Origin of the sequence: Agromyces sp. SYSU T00194 (assembly GCF_040496035.1) — a bacterium.
Taxonomy (GTDB): domain Bacteria; phylum Actinomycetota; class Actinomycetes; order Actinomycetales; family Microbacteriaceae; genus Agromyces; species Agromyces chitinivorans.
The window spans coordinates 2,384,562-2,400,156 of record NZ_JBEPJZ010000001.1 but is presented as its reverse complement, the minus strand read 5'-3'; the positions used below and the strand labels follow the sequence as shown (position 1 = coordinate 2,400,156).

Below are 15,595 nucleotides of genomic sequence, written 5' to 3'. Positions count from 1 at the left end.
GCGCGCGTCACCACCGCACGAGGTCGACCTCGGCGAACGGGACGATGCGCACCTGCCGCACGTCCGCGTCGCGACGGGCGGTGCCCGGCTCGTGGACGGCGAGGTCGAGGTGGTCGCGGCCGACGCGGTCGATGGTGCCGTGCAGCACCTGCCCGCCGCTGGCGATCGTGACCGCGGCGCGTCGGCGGCACAGGTCGCGCAGCACCGCGCCGAGCCCCAGCCGGTCGCCCACCTCCCCGGGGCCCGTGGCCGCGAGGCTCGCCGGCAGGTCCGCGCGCGCCGGGACGATCGCGCGGATCGCGTGCATCGGGACCACGCACGGGAACGTGCCGGCCCCGTCGGGCGCCGCCGCCCGACCGGACACCCAGTCGCGTCCGGACCGCTCCGGCGCGAGCACGATGCTCGTGCGATCGCGCAGGTCGATGCGGATCCCCCGTCCGTCGTGGTCCCGCGCCATCCCCACGATCCGGTCGCGCAGGCCGAGCCGCGCGACGCGCAGGCGCTCCTCCTCCGCCTGGAGCTCCCGTGCGTCCGCGCGGTCCGCGAAGGCGAGCTCGGCGTCGAGATCGTCGAGGAATCCGTCGCCCATCACCAGCGAAAGCTACCGTCCGGTTACGGTGTGACTACGATTTATCCACAATGAGGGTTCCTTATTGACACCGTGCATGACACGCACGTAACTTGCTCAGCAATGACCGACTCGGCCCCCGGAGACGGGGGCCGTCTCGTCGCCCGTCACGGCCGGCGGGCGACGCATCCCGTGTGGAGCAGACATGACCGCAGCAGTGAGGAGGGATGTCGGACCGAGGGGGGCCATCAGGGGTTCCGGCACCGCATTCGATGACGATTTCTTCGCCCGACAGCCGTCGGCGCGCAGCGAGCTTCCAGACCCGGAACCGCTGCTGACCAACCTCACGCGCTGCGTGATCGAGGTCCTCGCGGGCGCCCGCGAGCTCGAGCAGATGGCGCGTTGGGTGAACGACGACGTGTACCGGCACCTGCTGAAGCGCGTCGTGCTCGGCGCCCGCGCCCGCCGCGTGAAGGGCCAGGCGCCGTCGCGCCCCGCATTCAGCATCGGGCGCATCCTGCAGTGCGAACCGCGCGACGGGGTCATCGAGGCCGTGGTGATGGTCCACAGCAAGGCGCGCTCGCGCGCCGTGGCCATCCGACTCGAGGGCCTCGACGCCCGCTGGCGCGCGAGCGCCATCAGCGTCCTCTGACGCGCTTCACCGGCTGACGCGGTCGCTCGGGACCCGCGTCCTCCGGTGCGACGGTGCCCACGGCACCCACCCGGGCTTCTGCGCGCCCACCGCATCGCACCGACGCGGTCGCCGCGCGCCGCGCACTCCCGGGCAGGCGGCGCGCCGCGTGCCCGGGAACATGCTCCGGCTCAGCGCCCCCGGCGCTCCTGGGCACGACGCTGCGCGCGGTTCTGCGGCGCCTCGTCGGCCCCCGACTCCGCGGAGGTCGGCTGGCCGAACGCCCCGCGCGCGACCTCCTGCCCCGTCGGACGCGGCGCCAGCTGCTGCGCGGCGACCGCACGACGTGCGCGCTGCGTCGCCGCCTGCTGCACCTGACCGCGCTGGTTGCGCACCTCGACGCCGCCCGAGTCGCTCGGGGCGCTGTAGCTCAGCTTGTCCTCCGGCGCCTCCGCGCGGGTGAGGCCGCGTGCGGCGATCGTCGGGCCCGCGGCGCCGGCCGGGTTCACCTCGACCTCGAGGTTGAAGAGGAACCCGACGGTCTCCTCGCGGATGGAGCCCATCATCTGCTGGAACATCGCGTAGCCCTCGCGCTGGTACTCGACCAGCGGGTCGCGCTGCGCCATGGCGCGCAGGCCGATGCCGTCCTTCAGGTAGTCCATCTCGTACAGGTGGTCGCGCCAGCGTCGGTCGATGACCGAGAGCACCACGCGGCGCTCGAGCTCGCGCATGGCCGGCGAGCCGAGCTGCTCCTCGCGGCGACCGTAGGCGAGCTTCGCGTCGGAGAGGATCTCGCTGCGCACGAACTCGCGGTTGATGCGACCCTTCTCGCCCGCCTCGGCCACGACCTCGTCGATGGTGATGCCGATCGGGTAGAGCGTCTTCAGCTCCGCCCAGAGCGCGTCGAAGTCCCACTCGTCGGGGTTGCCCTCGCCGATGTGCTGGTCGAGCACCTCGTCGATGACGTCCTCGAGGAAGTGCTGCGTGCGCTCGTGCAGGTCGTCGCCCTGCAGGATGTGCCGGCGATCGCCGTAGATGGCCTCGCGCTGGCGGTTGAGCACGTCGTCGTACTTCAGGACGTTCTTGCGGATCTCCGCGTTGCGCACCTCGACCTGCGACTGCGCCGAGCGGATGGCACGGGTGACGACCTTCGACTCGATGGCCACGTCGTCCGGCACGCCGCGCGACATCAGGCTCTCGGCGGCGCCCGAGTTGAACAGGCGCATGAGGTCGTCGGTGAGCGACAGGTAGAACCGGCTCTCCCCCGGGTCGCCCTGGCGGCCGGAGCGGCCGCGCAGCTGGTTGTCGATGCGACGGGACTCGTGGCGCTCGGTTCCCAGCACGTAGAGGCCGCCCGCGGCGAGCACCTTCTCGGCCTCGGTCGCGACGGCCGACTTGACGCGGTCGAACACGCCGTCCCACTCGGCCTCGTACTCCTCCGGCGTCTCCGCGGGGCTGAGGCCCTTCTCGTGCATCTCCTGCACCGCGATGAACTCGGCGTTGCCGCCGAGCATGATGTCGGTGCCGCGGCCGGCCATGTTCGTCGCGACGGTGACCGCGCCGAGGCGCCCGGCCTGCGCGATGATCGCCGCCTCGCGCGCGTGGTTCTTGGCGTTCAGCACCTCGTGCCGCACGCCCTTCTTCGCCAGGAGGCGAGAGAGGTACTCGCTCTTCTCGACGCTCGTCGTGCCGACGAGCACGGGCTGGCCGTTCCGGTGGCGCTCGACGATGTCCTCGACCACCTGGGCGAACTTCGCCTCCTCGTTCTTGTAGACGAGGTCGGGCTGGTCGATGCGGACCATCGGCTTGTTGGTCGGGATCGCGACCACGCCGAGCTTGTAGGTCGACATGAACTCGGCAGCCTCGGTCTCGGCGGTACCGGTCATGCCCGAGAGCTTGGAGTAGAGACGGAAGTAGTTCTGCAGGGTGACGGTGGCGAGGGTCTGGTTCTCGGCCTTGACCTGCACGCCCTCCTTCGCCTCGATCGCCTGGTGGATGCCCTCGTTGTAGCGGCGGCCGACCAGGATGCGGCCGGTGTGCTCGTCCACGATGAGCACCTCGCCGTTCATGACGACGTAGTCCTTGTCGCGCTTGAACAGGGCAGACGCCTTGATCGCGTTGTTGAGGAACGAGATGAGCGGCGTGTTGGCCGACTCGTAGAGGTTGTCGATGCCGAGGTAGTCCTCGACCTTCTCGATGCCGGGCTCCAGCACGCCGACGGTGCGCTTCTTCTCGTCGACCTCGAAGTCCTCGCCGGGCACGAGCCGCTGCGCGAGGCGCGCGAACTCGCCGAACCAGCGGTTCGCCTCGCCCGACGCGGGGCCGGAGATGATGAGCGGCGTGCGCGCCTCGTCGATGAGGATCGAGTCGACCTCGTCGACGATCGCGAAGAAGTGGCCGCGCTGGACCATGTCGGCCGACTGCCACGCCATGTTGTCGCGCAGGTAGTCGAAGCCGAACTCGTTGTTCGTGCCGTAGGTGATGTCGGCCTGGTACTGCTCGCGGCGCTCGGCCGGGGTCTGGCCGGCCACGATGCATCCGGTGGTCATGCCGAGCGCGCGGAACACGCGGCCCATGAGCTCGGACTGGTAGCTCGCGAGGAAGTCGTTGACCGTGATGATGTGCACGCCACGACCGGCGAGCGCGTTCAGGTACGCGGCCGTCGTCGCGACGAGCGTCTTGCCCTCACCGGTCTTCATCTCGGCGATGTTGCCGAGGTGCAGCGCCGCGCCGCCCATGAGCTGCACGTCGTACGGGCGCATGCCGAGGGTGCGCTTGGCGGCCTCGCGGATCGCCGCGAACGCCTCGGGCAGCAGGTCGTCGAGCGACTCGCCGCCGACGTAGCGCTCGCGCAGCTCGACCGTCTCGTGCTTCAGTTCCTCGTCGCTCAGTGAGCTGAAGTCCTCCTCGAGGGCGTTGACCGCCTTCGCGTAGTGCTCCAGTCGCTTGAGCGTGCGTCCTTCGCCGACGCGAAGAACCCTTTCCAGAATTGAGGCCACGGATGCTCTCCACTCGTCGTACGGCGCGTGATCCGCGCCGCTCGCGGGGCGCGATCAAGGTCGCGTCGGCCCGCAGCGGTCGATCATAGCAATCGTATCGGCGAGACGGCTGTGTGCCCCGGCACCTCCGTGGACACACGCGCCGAGACGGTGGGACGGCGGCGGTCGCCGCCGTCCCGCGCGCCACTCAGCCGCGGGCCGCGCCGGCCTGCACGAGCTGCTCCTCGAGCCCCTCCGGGCTCGCGGCGTCGGCCTGCTCGTCGAGGCCGATCAGGCCGTAGTCCCACCCCTTGCGCCGGTACACCACGCTCGGGCGCCCGTTCTCGGAATCGATGAAGAGGTAGAAGTCGTGGCCGACCAGCTCCATGAAGTAGAGCGCGTCGTCGACCGTCATCGGGGTCGTGGCGAAGACCTTCCGCCGGATCACGACCGGGCAGTACTCGTCCTCCTGCTCGGCCTCCGCGACGTCCTCCACGGGGCCGCTGCCGTCACGCACGCGCTCGAGCACCGCGGCATCCGCGGGCTGCACGCCGTGGCCGAAGAACCCGTCGCTGCTCGCCTCGCGGAGCGACTTCGGCCGGTGCTGCCCTCGATGGACCTTCCTGCGGTCCTTGGCCCTGCGGATCCGTTCCAGCAGGCGCCCGAGGGCGACGTCGAACGCGGCGTACTTGTCCTGGCCGTCTGCCTCGGCCCGGACGACGGGGCCCTTCCCGATCAGGGTGAGTTCCACCCGGTCGGGCCCGCTGTTCCCGTTGGTCTCGTGGTGCCTGCTCACCTTCACGTCGAGGGCGAGGGCACGTTCCGCCAGGTGTTCGACCTTCTCGGCCTTCTCGCCGGCGTAGTCGCGGAAACGGTCGGTGATCCCCAAGTTGCGTCCGACGATGTTCAGTTCCATGACGACCTCCCTGATCCGGCGTGCCGCCCGGCGGAGGGGCGAGTGCTCCACGCCTTGCTCTCACGCTAACCCGGCGCACCGGCAAAGTCACGCGATGGTTTCCGAACGTTCGCCGAGGGCTTCACGTGCGCCCGCCATGAAGCGGATCGGCCCGCCTCTCGGTCGCCCGAGGGAGCCCCGACGACGTCCGGCGAGGCGTCCGCGCGAGCGCCGCGACCCCGGCGACGTCCGCGCCGCCGGCCGTCAGCGCACGCACCGCCTCCCGCGCGGTGGCACCCGTGGTGACGATGTCGTCGACCAGGATCACGCGCCGTCCCCGTGCCCGCGGCAGCGCCCGCAGCGCACCGGCGGCGTTCCGCTCGCGCGCGGCGAGGCCCAGGCCCGCCTGGTCCGTGCGGCTCCCGGTGCGGGCGAGCAGGCGCGCCGACCGCAGCCCGCCGCGCCGGAGCAGCAGCTCCACGGGGTGGTACCCGCGGGCGCGCCGTGCTGCGGCCGCGGACGGCACGCAGACGAGTTCGGGCGGACTCCCGCCCCGCGCCGCGCGCGCCGCCGCCGCTGCGACCGCGGCCGCGAGCGCGGGCGCCAGGGCGGCGGCGGCGTCGATGCGCCCGCCGTCCTTGTAGGCGGCCAGCACGGCGCGTACCGCCCCGCCGTACTCGAGCGCCGCGACGAAGGCGAGGTCGCCCCGCGCGTCCTCGGCCGGGCGCGGGTGCAGCGCCCGTGTGCAGGCGACGCACACGCTGCGCCCGTCGGCTCCGCATCCGGCGCACCGCACGGGCAGCAGCACGGCGGCCGCGTCGTGCAGGGCGCCGAGCACGGGGTCGATCACCGGACCATGCTCGCGCGCCGCGCCCGCGGCATCCGCCCGGCCGGTGATCGGGGCGGGCCGACCCGCGGGTCGCGTCCTGTGGAGGGCGGCTCAGCCCTGCTGCGAGGCGACGAACGCGATGCCGGTGGAGCGCACCTGCCAGGCCACGCCGCTCTGCTGGTCCAGGTCTCCGTCGGCGGTGAGGATGCGCGCCTCGCGCACCGTGTTGCCGCCCACGATCTCGCGCGCGTCCTCGGGCCCGTCGCGGGTGGTGCTCGTGCCGCCGACGTCCTGCGTGACGACGATGGTGTCGCCGTCGGTCCCGGTCGTGAGCGACGCGACGGTGCTCGGACCGAGCCACGCCACGTCGCGCGCCGTGCCGTCGACCGCGGTCAGCGCCAGGCGTCCGCCGAGCGCGTCCGGCAGGTTGAGCTGGTCGGCGCGGGCGATGGATGCGACCTCGAGCTGCGTGCGCTCGCCCGCCTGGACGAGGACGACCAGGCGCGTGCCGTCGCGCGAGACGGAGAGGGCGGCGATGCCGGCGGACTCGGGCCAGGGGGTCGCCACGATCCCCTGCGAGCCGTCCGGCGCATGCCAGGCGATCTCGTCGGCGCGCCCGGTGGTCGCGGTCCACACGATGCCGAACCCGTCGATCGCCGGAGTGACGAGCCCCTCGCGGGCGTCGACCCGTTCGGCGTCCCGGCCGGCGCGGACCACCCACGCCCCCGACGCCGCGAGCACGGCGACCGTCTCGCCGTCCCTGCCGACGGCGGCGTCCAGCGGCTGCAGCGCCTCGACCGCGTCGGAGACGCCGTCGATGCGCGCCACCTCCTGCGAGGAGGTCGACAGGTAGCCGAACTCGCCGTCGCGGTACACGACGGTGCGCGGGTCGACCCGCGGGTTCAGCACCGGCACCGACAGCGCGAGGTCGGGGATCTCGTCGTCGGCGCCGTTGAACCGCAGGTCCACGTCCTCGATGCCGCGCACCGAGGCGAGGCTCTCCTGGAACTGCAGCTGCATGAGCTGCAGCGTGCGCAGGTCGTCGGTCACGTCGCCGGTGAGCGCGATCTCCGCGATGCGCGACTCGACCGGCACGGCGCCGGGATCGAGCCGCAGGCCGTCGGGGATCGCACTGACCACGCCCGCCGTGAGCCACTCGGCCGGACCGCGCAGCAGTTCGCGCACGATGCTGGTCTGGGTCGACTCGCGCCGGGCGAACCAGCGCACGTCGGGCACGAGGTAGGTGGTGGTCGGGTCGTAGAAGTACAGCGGGTACTGCGCGAATGCGATGTCGAAGATCGCGTCGTCCACGAGCACGCCCTGCGGGGCGCGCGAGATGCGCCACTCCCCCGCGACCTGGGTCAGCTCGTAGTCGAGCGTGACCCGCGAGTCCGAGACCGTGTCGTCGTACTCGCCCGTCTCGGTGAGGCCCGCCACGGGCTCCGCCTGGATGCGCCAGCTGTTCTCGTCGAGCTCGACGTACTGGCGGGCGGAGATGCGGTCGACCGTCGCGCCGGCGTCCGGCGTCCACTCCTCCGCGAAGGTCGGGGTGAGGAACAGGCGCGCCGTCTGGTAGTTGTTGCGCGGGCTGGCGGCCGCGTCGACGAATCCGCGCAGGATCTGCTCGGGCGAGCTGCCCGAGACGGGGCCGGAGGCCACGACGTCGACCTCGACCGTCTCCTCGCCGGTCGTGACCTGCCCGGCGTTCACGCCGCCCGAGGTGGGGATCGACGCGCACCCCGCGAGCAGCGCGAGGGTCGCGAGCGCGGCGATGGACGCCGCATGGCGGATGCTACGCACGATCGACCTCCGTCGTCGGGGTCGACGCGTCGTCGACCGTGGGCACGGGCCCCGTCGTGCCGACCGATCCGACGAGGCGGGCCACCTCGTGGTCCGTGCCCTCGGCGTCCTCGGGCGGCAGGGGCAGCGGCGAGGAGGCGAGGACCCCGCCCGCCACGCGCGGGAGGGTGAGTCGGAAGCAGGATCCCGCGCCGGGCGACGACCACACCTCGAGCCATCCGCCGTGCACGTGGGCGTCCTCCAGCGAGATGGCGAGCCCGAGTCCGGTACCGCCGATCGATCGCTTGCGGCTCGGGTCGGCCCGCCAGAAGCGGTCGAACACGCGGTCCGCGTCCTCGGCGGTCATGCCGAGCCCGTAGTCGCGCACGGCGATGGCGACGGCGTGCTCGTCGCTGTCGACCGAGACCACGATGGGCCTGCCCTCGCCGTGCTCGATCGCGTTGCCGAGGAGGTTGCGCACGACGCGCCGGATGCGCCGCGGGTCGACCTCCGCGTCGAGGTGGCCGCCGGGCGCGACGACGCGCATGTCGGAGCCGCGCTCCTCGGCGAGCGAGCGCATGCCGTCGACGGCATCCGTCGCCAGGTGCACGAGGTTGGTCGGCTCGGCCTCGAGCTCGACCGAGCCGGCGTCGTACCGGCTGATCTCGAGCAGGTCGGCGAGCAGCGTCTCGAAGCGCTCGGTCTGCGTGTGCAGCAGCTCGACCGTGCGCGAGGTCGACTGCCGGAAGTCCTCGCGCTGCTGGTAGAGCACGTCGCCAGCCAGCCGGATCGTGGTGAGCGGGGTGCGGAGCTCGTGCGACACGTCGGACACGAACCGCTGCTGCATGACGGAGAGCTCCGCCAGCTCGTGGATGCGCTGCTGCAGGCTGTCGGCCATGCCGTTGAACGACTCCGCGAGCGTCGCGAGCTCGTCCTCGCCCTTGGTGGGCATGCGCACGCCGAGGTCGCCGTCGGCGAACCTCCGGCTCGTCGCCGACACGGCCTGGATCGGCTCGATCACCCAGCGGACCACCAGGAGCGTGATCACGGCGAGCAGCACGAGCAGCGCGATCGCGCCGACGACGCCCGTGAACTGCATGAACGCCAGCGTCGCGTCGGCGTCGGCGAGGTTGTAGCCGATGTACAGCTCGTACCGGCCGGCGCTCGGGACCTCCACGTCGGTGCCCACGACCACGCCCGGGACGGTGGACTCGTCCAGCTCGACGAACTCGACCGACTGCCAGAACTGGCTCCCCGGGTTGTCCTGCACGGTCTGGCGGAGCTGGTCGGTGATGGTGTTGGTGAGCTGGTTCGTGCCCTGGTCCTGCGGCGCGATCGTCGACGACTCCTGCCCGGGCGCGCGGTAGACGGCGACGAGCGAGCTCGACGCCGTCACGCTGGCCCGCTCGATCGCCGAGCGCAGCACGCTCTGCAGCGCGGCGCGGTCGGTCGCGTCCGACGAGTCGAGCACCGCCTGCGCGGCGGTCTCCGCGTTCGTGGAGGCGTCGAGCACCTGGTCGAGACGGGTCTGGAAGAGGTTCGAGGCGATGCTGAACGAGATGTACAGGCCGATCACCAGGATCGCGAGGCCCGACAGGGAGATCGTGATGAGGACCGTGCGGAACTGCAGCGACCGGCGGAACAGCGCGGCGAACTGCCGTGGCCAGCTCCGCCACGAGCGCCAGGTGATCGGGGGCTGGTCGCCGTCGCCGCGCACGGGTGGCCTAGACGGTGGCGCCGGCCCGGTACCCGACGCCGCGCACGGTCATCACGATGCTCGGGTTGTCCGGATCGTCCTCGACCTTCGCCCGCAGGCGCTGCACGTGCACGTTCACCAGCCGGGTGTCGGCCTTGTAGTGGTAGCCCCAGACCTGCTCGAGCAGCATCTCCCGGGTGAACACCTGCTGCGGCTTCGACGCGAGCGTGAGCAGCAGGTCGAACTCGAGCGGCGTGAGCGCGATGAGGTCCTCGCCGCGGCGCACCTCGTGCGCGGCGGCGTCGACCGTGAGGTCGCCGACCCGGAGCAGGTCGCCTTCGCCGTCGCCGACGGGGCGCAGCCGGGTGCGGATGCGCGCGATGAGCTCCTTGGGGTTGAACGGCTTGACCATGTAGTCGTCGGCGCCGGACTCGAGGCCCTTCACCACGTCGGCCGTGTCGGACTTCGCGGTGAGCATGATGATCGGGGTGCCCGACTCTGCGCGGATGCGCGAGCACACCTCGATCCCGTCCATGCCCGGCAGCATGAGGTCGAGCAGGACGAGGTCGGGCCGCGACTGGCGGAACTCGTCCAGGGCCGACGTGCCGTCGGCGCAGAAGAAGGGCTCGAACCCCTCCGTCCGCAGCACGATGCCGATCATCTCGGCGAGTGCCTGGTCGTCGTCGACCACGAGTACGCGTGCGTTCATCCGTCCCGTTCCCGTTCGTCCCGCGCCGCACCACGTGCGTGGGCGCCGCTCCCAGCGTAGTCGAGCGGCGGGAGAGCGGTTCCTCGCACGCGGATTCCGGCCCCGGAACCCGTGGACGACCGCTCCCCGACCGCCCCGACATGGCACGATGGGTGGACGCGTGAGGAGGCACCGGTGACCGATCAGACGTGGCATCCGCCGACCGGCCCCGGAACCGGGTCGAACCCGGCCGGCACCTCCGGTCCGCCCCCCGCCGGCGGCCCGGCCGGTGCGGCGCCGACGGGACCGGAGGCCGGCTGGACGCCGCCCCCGCGTCCCGGGCTCGTGCCGCTGCGACCGCTGGGCTTCGCCACCCTCCTCGGCGCCCCGTTCCAGACCATCCGGCGCAACCCGGGTCCCACCTTCGGCAGCGGCCTGCTGGTGCAGGTCGTGGTGACGCTCGCCACCGTCGCGCTGGTCTTCCCCGTCATGTTCGGCCTGATCGATCGCCTCGAGCGCGCGTCGGCCGACGACCTCGACGCGATCGCGAGCGGAGGGGCGGCGGGCTTCCTCCTGCTCATGCTGGTGCCCATCGCGCTGTCGGTGATCGGGTCGGCGTTCCTCCAGGGGATCATGGTCGTCGACGTGGCATCCGGCACCCTCGGCGAGCGCCTGCGCTTCGCGGAGGTCTGGCGGCGCGCCGCACGCCGCATCGGGCCCCTGATCGGCTGGGTGCTGCTCGTCGCCGCCGCGGTCGGCGTCATCACGGTCCTGCTGGTCGGGATCGTGCTCGGGTTCGCGCTCATCGAGCCCGTGCTGGTCTTCGTCGGCGTCGCCATCGCCCTCGTGCTGGGCCTCGGCATCGCCGTGCTCGCCGCATGGACCTACACGAAGCTGTCGCTCACGCCGAGCGCGATCGTGCTCGAGCGCCGGGGCGTCTTCAGCGCCATGGCGCGTTCCTGGCGACTCACCGACGGCCACTTCTGGCGCATCTTCGGCGTGGAGCTGCTCGTGGCGTTCATCGTGAACACGGCGGCGCAGGTGGTCGTGCAGCCGATCAGCTTCGTCGGCGGACTCGCGTCGTTCCTCATCGACCCGACCGGCACCGGCACCGGCCTCGCCGTGCTGGTGGCGACGTACGTGGTCGCGATCGGCCTGTCGCTGGTGGTCGGCGCCGTCGCCGCCGTCGCGCAGTCGGCCGTCGTCGCACTGCTCTACCTCGACCTGCGGATGCGACGCGAGGGGCTCGACCTCGAGCTGCAGCGCGTCGTGGAGCTGCGCCGCACGGGCGCCCGGGTCGCCGACCCGTTCGCGCCCTGACCCGCATGCGCCTGGAGATCCCGCTCGACCCCGACGCCGACGAGGCGCGTCGACTCCTCGAGGCCGAGCTCCGCTCACCCGAGTACGCGGCGGCGAGCCCGACGGCGTTCGATCGGGCGGCGGACGCCGTGCGCCAGTGGCTGACCGACCTGTTCGCCGGCGGCGGCGGGCTCCCCGCACCGACCCTGCTCCTCGTGGGGCTGCTCCTGGTCGCGGGCGTCGTGGTGGTCGTCCTGCTCGTGTACGGCCTGCCACGGCTGCGACGACGCGCCCGCCCCGAACACGCCGTGCTGGGCGACGACGACCGTCGCACGGCCGCCGCCCTGCGGCGCGCGGCCGATGAGGCGGCCGCGCGGGGCGACTGGGACCTGGCCGTCGCCGAGGCGTTCCGGGCGCTCGCGCGCGAGCTCGACGAGCGCACCGTGCTCACCCTGCTGCCCGGCACGACCGCGCACGGCGTCGCCCGCGGCGCGGCGCCGTCGTTCCCGGCGCACCGGTCCCGCCTGGAGGCGGCCGCCGACGACTTCGAGCTGGTGCGCTACGGCGACCGGCACGCCGGGCCGGACGCGTACGCGCGGGTGCGGGAACTCGACGCCGACCTCCGGGGCACCGTGCCGGCCGGCCTCGCGGGAGCGACCCCGTGACCGCGACCGCCGCCGAGGCGCGCACCCCGACGGTGCGGCGGGCGATCGCGTCGCGTCGCGGCTGGATCGTCGTCGGCGTCATCGTGCTGGTCGTCGCGGTCGGCGTCGCCCTGCTCGAGGGGGTCGGCTCCGGCTCGGGCCGGGTGCTCGCGGCCGACAACGCCGCTCCGGCGGGCGGCGCGGCGGTCGCGAACGTGCTCGCCGAGCAGGGGGTGCACGTGGAGGCCGTCGACGCGCTCGACGACGCGCTGCCGCGTGCGGCGGGCGCCACGGTGCTCCTCGTCGACGACCTGGGCCTCCTCGACGGCGCGCAGGTCGCGCGCCTCGCGGGCGCGGCGTCGCGGATCGTCCTGGTCGCCCCGAGCTTCTCCGCCCTCGACGCCGTCGCGCCCGGCGTGCGGTTCGCCGGGCTCACCGCGGGGACGACGGATGCGCCGGGCTGCGACGTGCCGGAGGCGCAGCGCGCGGGCGCGCTCGGCGGCTCGGGACAGGCGCTCACGGTGGACGACGCGGCCGTGGACGCCGGCTGGCGGGGCTGCTTCCCCGACGACGACGGCGCCGTGCGACTGGTCGTGGGACCCGCCGGGGACGTGCCCGAGGTCGTGGTGCTGGCCGGCACCGAAGTGCTCCAGAACGGCACCGTCGCCACGGCCGGCAACGCCGCCCTCGCCCTCGGGCTGCTCGGCGCGACCGACCGGCTCGTCTGGTACCTGCCCGGACCGGGCGACGCACCCGATGCCGGGCCGTCGCTCGGCGAACTCACCCCGCCGTGGGTGACTCCGGCCCTCGTGCTGCTCCTGCTCGCCACCGTCGCTGCGGCCGTGTGGCGGGGTCGCCGGTTCGGTCCGCTCGTGGTCGAACGCCTGCCCGTCGTCGTGCGGGCCCGCGAGACGACCGAGGGGCGCGGCCGGCTGTACGCGCGGGCGGATGCGCGGGGCCGCGCCCTCGACGCCATGCGCATCGGCGCGCTCGGCCGCATCGCGACGCTCGTCGGCCTCCCGGGGCACGCGCCCGTCGGCGAGGTCGCCGATGCCGCGGCAACGCTCGTCGGCGTGGACTCGGCCCGCGTGCGTGACCTGCTGATCGGCGCGCCGCCCCCGGACGACGCCGCGTTCACGTCGCTCGCCCGCGACCTCGACGCGTTCGAGCGACGCGTCGCGGCCGCGGTGCGCACGCCCGGGGCATCCGATGCCCGAACCGAGAACCGAACCGAACCGAGGAACAGGTGACATGACCGATCCCGCCGCCCCGACCATCGACGACGCCGCGCTGCGCGAGCGACTCGCCCGCGTGCGCACCGAGGTCGGCCGCGCCGTCGTCGGCCAGGACGGCGCCGTCACCGGGCTCATCATCGCCCTGCTGGCGCGCGGGCACGTCCTGCTCGAGGGCGTGCCCGGCGTCGCCAAGACGCTGCTCGTGCGCGCGCTCAGCCGGTCGCTCGACCTGCAGACGCACCGCATCCAGTTCACGCCCGACCTGATGCCCGGCGACGTGACCGGCTCGGTCGTGTACGACCCGCGCGAGGCCGCGTTCGAGTTCCGCGAGGGGCCGGTGTTCACGAACATCCTGCTCGCCGACGAGATCAACCGCACGCCCCCGAAGACGCAGTCGGCCCTGCTCGAGGCGATGGAGGAGCGACAGGTCTCGACCGACGGGGTCACCCGGCCGCTGCCCGACCCCTTCCTGGTGGCCGCGACGCAGAACCCCGTCGAGTACGAGGGCACGTACGCGCTCCCGGAGGCGCAGCTCGACCGGTTCCTGCTGAAGCTCGTGCTCGACCTCCCGCCGCGCGAGACGGAGGTCGAGGTGCTCCGCCGCCACGCCGACGGCTTCGATCCGCGCGACCTCGACGCGGCCGGCGTGCGGCCGGTGCTCGACGCCGCGAACCTCGCCGCGGCGCGCGCGGCCACGGCCCGGGTGACCGTCACCGACGAGGTGCTCGGCTACGTCGTCGACCTCGCCCAGGCGACGCGGCGCAGCCCGTCGGTGGCGCTCGGAGCGAGCCCCCGCGGCGCGACCGCGCTGCTGGCGGCGTCGAAGGCGTGGGCCTGGCTGCGCGGCGACGCCGCCGTCACGCCCGACCACGTGCAGGCCATGCTGCCCTCCGTGTGGCGGCACCGGGTCGTGCTGCGGCCGGAGGCCGAACTCGAGGGCGTCGACGTCGACGCGATCCTCGGCTCGGTGGTGCAGCAGGTGCGGGTGCCGCTCTGACATGGACTGGTCCGGACGCTTCACGCTGCTCGTCGCCGCCGGCGTCGTGCCGCTCGTGCTGCTCGGCGGCACGCCCACCGCGGCCTGGGCGGTGTTCGTCGGCTGGGTGGCGCTCGCGATCGCGCTCGGGCTCGTCGACCTCGCGGCGGCCGGCAGCCCGCGGCGCGTCGCGATCGCCCGCGAGCTGCCGGCGCGCGTGCGACTCGGCGAGCGCGTCGACGGCCGGCTGCTCCTGACGAACCTCGGCGGCCGGCGCATCCGCGGCGTCGTCCGCGACGGGTGGGAGCCGTCGGCGGGCCTCGTCGGCGACAACCGCGCACGGGTGGACCTGCCGGCCGGAGAGCGCCGTGCGGTGCCGCTGGCGTTCGTGCCGTCGCGGCGCGGCGAGCGACGGGTCGACGCGGTGACCGTGCGCTCGTGGGGCCCGCTCGGGCTCTGGGCGCGCCAGGCGACGCTCGGGGCGGAGGGCCGCCTGCGGGTGCTGCCGCCGTTCCGCTCGCGGCGTCACCTGGCGTCGCGCGTGGCGCGGCTGCGCGAGCTCGAGGGCAACACCCCGGTCATGGTGCGCGGCGCGGGCACCGAGTTCGACTCGCTGCGCGAGTACGTGCGCGGCGACGACGTGCGCTCGATCGACTGGCGGGCGACCGCGCGACGCGACGCGGAGCTGACCGGCGGCGGGCAGCGCCTGATGGTGCGCACGTGGCGACCCGAGCGCGACCGGCGGGTCGTGCTGGTCGTCGACACGGGTCGCACCGCCGCCGCGCGCGTGGGCGACGAGCCCCGGCTCGACACCGCCATCGAATCGAGCCTGCTGCTGGCCGCCCTGGCCGGCCGGGCCGGCGACCGCGTCGACCTCGTGGCCTGGGATCGCCGGGTGCGCGCCCGCGTGCAGTCGGTGACCGGGCCGACCATGCTCTCCCGCATGGTCGACGCGCTCGCCCCGGTGGAGGCGGGACTCATCGACACCGACTGGAGCGCGGTGCCCGCACTGGTGCGGCAGGCGACGAGCCACCGTGCCCTGGTCGTGCTGTGCACGGGCATCGACACCCCGGCCGCGGCACGGGGCATGCTGGGCGTGCTGCCCGCCCTGACGTCGGCGCACACCGTGCTGGTCGCCTCCGTCACCGACCCGTCGCTCGATGCGGCGCGGCGCGATCGCGGCGACCGCGAGTCGGCGTACCTCGCGGGCGCGGCCGAGCGGGCGCTTCGCGACGCCGACCGGGTCGCCGCGGCGATCAAGCGCCTCGGCGGCGACGTGGTGCAGGCGCCGCCCGCCGACCTGCCGCCGGCGCTCGCCGACCGCTACCTGGCGCTGAAGGCGACCGGGCGGCTCTGAACGCGGGCCGCGGGCCGGCC

13 protein-coding genes are annotated in these 15,595 nt (G+C 73.7%); 6 read left to right on the top strand and 7 right to left on the bottom strand.

What is annotated here, in order from left to right; genetic code table 11:
• Nucleotides 1-7: 7 nt before the first annotated feature.
• Nucleotides 8-592: a hypothetical protein gene (locus ABZK10_RS11280; protein WP_353809295.1), complete on the bottom strand. Its 585-nt coding sequence runs from the start codon at nucleotides 590-592 to the stop codon at nucleotides 8-10.
• Nucleotides 593-923: 331 nt separating this feature from the next.
• Between ABZK10_RS11280 and ABZK10_RS11275 the strand changes: the two genes are divergently transcribed.
• Complete coding sequence (locus ABZK10_RS11275; protein ID WP_436408514.1) at nucleotides 924-1,220, top strand: Rv3235 family protein; 297 nt, start codon at nucleotides 924-926, stop codon at nucleotides 1,218-1,220.
• A gap of 170 nt (nucleotides 1,221-1,390) precedes the next feature.
• Here ABZK10_RS11275 and secA read toward each other — a convergent pair whose 3' ends face one another.
• The 6 genes from secA to mtrA all read right to left on the bottom strand — a co-directional run bounded on the left by secA (nucleotide 1,391) and on the right by mtrA (nucleotide 10,085).
• Nucleotides 1,391-4,198, bottom strand: a complete 2,808-nt coding sequence (gene secA / locus ABZK10_RS11270) for a preprotein translocase subunit SecA (protein WP_353809293.1) — start codon at nucleotides 4,196-4,198, stop codon at nucleotides 1,391-1,393.
• Nucleotides 4,199-4,385: 187 nt separating this feature from the next.
• Nucleotides 4,386-5,093, bottom strand: coding sequence for a ribosome hibernation-promoting factor, HPF/YfiA family (hpf, locus tag ABZK10_RS11265; RefSeq protein WP_353809292.1), 708 nt, complete (start codon nucleotides 5,091-5,093; stop codon nucleotides 4,386-4,388).
• A 121-nt stretch (nucleotides 5,094-5,214) separates the two neighbouring features.
• Nucleotides 5,215-5,922, bottom strand: a complete 708-nt coding sequence (locus ABZK10_RS11260) for a ComF family protein (RefSeq protein WP_353809291.1) — start codon at nucleotides 5,920-5,922, stop codon at nucleotides 5,215-5,217.
• Between the two features lie 90 nt (nucleotides 5,923-6,012).
• Nucleotides 6,013-7,701: an LpqB family beta-propeller domain-containing protein gene (locus ABZK10_RS11255; RefSeq protein ID WP_353809290.1), complete on the bottom strand. Its 1,689-nt coding sequence runs from the start codon at nucleotides 7,699-7,701 to the stop codon at nucleotides 6,013-6,015.
• Complete coding sequence (gene mtrB / locus ABZK10_RS11250; RefSeq protein WP_353809289.1) at nucleotides 7,694-9,397, bottom strand: MtrAB system histidine kinase MtrB; 1,704 nt, start codon at nucleotides 9,395-9,397, stop codon at nucleotides 7,694-7,696. Before mtrB ends, ABZK10_RS11255 begins: the two co-directional genes overlap by 8 nt.
• A 7-nt stretch (nucleotides 9,398-9,404) precedes the next feature.
• Entirely contained in the window at nucleotides 9,405-10,085 is a 681-nt protein-coding gene (gene mtrA / locus ABZK10_RS11245) for an MtrAB system response regulator MtrA (protein WP_353809288.1), read from the bottom strand.
• A 174-nt stretch (nucleotides 10,086-10,259) separates the two neighbouring features.
• Between mtrA and ABZK10_RS11240 the strand changes: the two genes are divergently transcribed.
• The 5 genes from ABZK10_RS11240 to ABZK10_RS11220 are packed head-to-tail and all read left to right on the top strand — an operon-like array spanning nucleotide 10,260 to nucleotide 15,575.
• On the top strand, nucleotides 10,260-11,384 hold the full coding sequence (locus ABZK10_RS11240; protein WP_353809287.1) for a hypothetical protein: 1,125 nt from the start codon (nucleotides 10,260-10,262) through the stop codon (nucleotides 11,382-11,384).
• Between the two features lie 5 nt (nucleotides 11,385-11,389).
• A complete protein-coding gene (locus ABZK10_RS11235) occupies nucleotides 11,390-12,028 on the top strand; it encodes a DUF4129 domain-containing protein (protein WP_353809286.1) in 639 nt (212 codons plus the stop codon).
• Nucleotides 12,025-13,257: a DUF4350 domain-containing protein gene (locus tag ABZK10_RS11230; RefSeq protein WP_353809285.1), complete on the top strand. Its 1,233-nt coding sequence runs from the start codon at nucleotides 12,025-12,027 to the stop codon at nucleotides 13,255-13,257. Before ABZK10_RS11235 ends, ABZK10_RS11230 begins: the two co-directional genes overlap by 4 nt.
• 1 nt (nucleotide 13,258) lies before the next feature.
• A complete protein-coding gene (locus tag ABZK10_RS11225) occupies nucleotides 13,259-14,239 on the top strand; it encodes an AAA family ATPase (RefSeq protein ID WP_353809284.1) in 981 nt (326 codons plus the stop codon).
• Between the two features lies 1 nt (nucleotide 14,240).
• Nucleotides 14,241-15,575, top strand: a complete 1,335-nt coding sequence (locus tag ABZK10_RS11220; RefSeq protein ID WP_353809283.1) for a DUF58 domain-containing protein — start codon at nucleotides 14,241-14,243, stop codon at nucleotides 15,573-15,575.
• Nucleotides 15,576-15,595: the final 20 nt, after the last annotated feature.

Bases quoted from the DNA above. Each gene is read 5' to 3' on its own strand.
- hpf (WP_353809292.1), bottom strand. From the start codon at position 5,093: ATGGAACTGAACATCGTCGGACGCAACTTGGGGATCACCGACCGTTTC.
- mtrA (WP_353809288.1), bottom strand. From the start codon at position 10,085: ATGAACGCACGCGTACTCGTGGTCGACGACGACCAGGCACTCGCCGAG.
- ABZK10_RS11235 (WP_353809286.1), top strand. From the start codon at position 11,390: ATGCGCCTGGAGATCCCGCTCGACCCCGACGCCGACGAGGCGCGTCGA.
- ABZK10_RS11225 (WP_353809284.1), top strand. From the start codon at position 13,259: ATGACCGATCCCGCCGCCCCGACCATCGACGACGCCGCGCTGCGCGAG.
- ABZK10_RS11220 (WP_353809283.1), top strand. From the start codon at position 14,241: ATGGACTGGTCCGGACGCTTCACGCTGCTCGTCGCCGCCGGCGTCGTG.